The organism is Bacteroides sp. 1_1_30 (genome assembly GCF_020982715.1).
Taxonomy (GTDB): Bacteria; Bacteroidota; Bacteroidia; order Bacteroidales; family Bacteroidaceae; genus Bacteroides; species Bacteroides xylanisolvens.
On sequence record NZ_JAJKHN010000201.1, the window covers coordinates 1 to 1,496 of the forward strand.

Here is a 1,496-nt window from a genome sequence, read left to right on the forward strand (position 1 = left end):
AGATGTGTATAAGAGACAGGTGGTAGATTTGAGTCACCTTTTACTTGTAAAAAACAGACATATTTGAATGGCCAGTTTATAGAGGAAACTTATTCATCATTAAACGGATTGAGATTTAAAACGATAAGTAGTGGTAATGTCTGGTTCCTTACAGTCAGAAAAGACGGAGAAAAAATTGGTTTTTACAAATTTTCTTTTGTGGGAGAAGGACCATATAACCAAAAAACAGATCCAGAGTGCTATTTTAACATATATACCCATGATGCAGATTTAATTACAGATAATCCTACAGAAATATTCAGACAAGATTTTATACAACCCCAGACCCCGGGTGAGGATTATTATAAACCTTCCCGGTCCTCTTATAAACATGGCACTTTTGACTTTTAACGTATTCAGTATTAACCTTAATTATATTAATTATAAAACAGTATACACGTTTGTTGATTTTGACAATTATGTTTTTAACTTCATATTTCGATGACAGAGAAGTAATGAAACAAGAATCTTCGCCACCATCTTTAGTAAAAAAAACTCGGCTTATCGTAACTAGTGTATATTCACTACTTTCTATATACTAATGCACTTCTTAATGTAGGTTATGTAGTAATTCATTATTTGAAAGCTGATAAAATATTTTTTTTTGAATATTTTATCAGCTTTGTATATTGCATAATATGATATAAATGAGATTTATTTTTGCTGCCTCTTGGCACGCAGCATTTCTGCCGCCTTCATTTCCGTCCAACGCTCGAAGTCCTCCACCTCTTTCCTTATTTTCCGTATCAGTTTCCTGTCCCTGTTCCACTCGAAGCAGTTCTCCAGTATGTCAAGCACCTTAGCGTCCATTCCCCCGTCACAGACAGCTTCCCCAACAAAACCCGTTAAATCATTGTGTTAATATATATTTCATGTATCTTTGCGGCATAGATATCTGTTGTGAAACAGGAATCTGCTTATATTATTCTTGCTTGTGACAAGCCGGAATCTTATAACTTAGTACAAAATAAAAAAATAAAAGAGGAGAGCTTCCGTTCTATGGAGCTCCTCTCACTTTTTATCTCTAGTGCCCGACTGCCTTTTATCTTTCTACTTTCCCAAAAGGAGTATCCTTCCCGCCAGCATACAGCACAGCGAAAACAGTATAGCCACTAAATTCTTCTCATTTGTGCAACCCCTTCTGTATTCATCTTCCAACCTTGTATATCGCTACCGAGATAGAAAATGGACAGATGCACAGCTGGTACGTCAATTATCAATACCAATATATACCAGTTCATACGTTCTCCCCAATAAAAAGATCCCCTAATTTATTTCTAGTTCACAGTCCAAATTTATACTTTCCTGTAAAATACAGGATATAGTCAAGTCTTCAAAGTTTTTCCCCTAAAGACACAGAAATATTACAAAAATCAATTATCACATTATATCTTATTTCTGATGATACAAAAGGCTGTCTCTTATACACATCTCCGAGCCCACGAGACCATGGCTAA

General features: G+C 35.3%; 1 protein-coding gene and 1 pseudogene. One reads left to right on the top strand and one right to left on the bottom strand.

All coding sequences use genetic code 11. The features are described from left to right. Positions 1 to 18 precede the first annotated feature (18 nt). A pseudogene (locus LPH68_RS26155) lies at positions 19 to 390 on the top strand (hypothetical protein); the annotation flags it as partial. Between the two features lie 303 nt (positions 391 to 693). On the opposite strand, the gene LPH68_RS26160 reads toward LPH68_RS26155, so the two are convergent. Further along, complete coding sequence (locus LPH68_RS26160; RefSeq protein WP_004309904.1) at positions 694 to 849, bottom strand: hypothetical protein; 156 nt, start codon at positions 847 to 849, stop codon at positions 694 to 696. Positions 850 to 1,496 lie beyond the last annotated feature (647 nt).

What these genes read in the sequence shown, in the direction of transcription:
- LPH68_RS26160 (WP_004309904.1), bottom strand. Translation starts at nt 849, where the DNA reads ATGGACGCTAAGGTGCTTGACATACTGGAGAACTGCTTCGAGTGGAAC.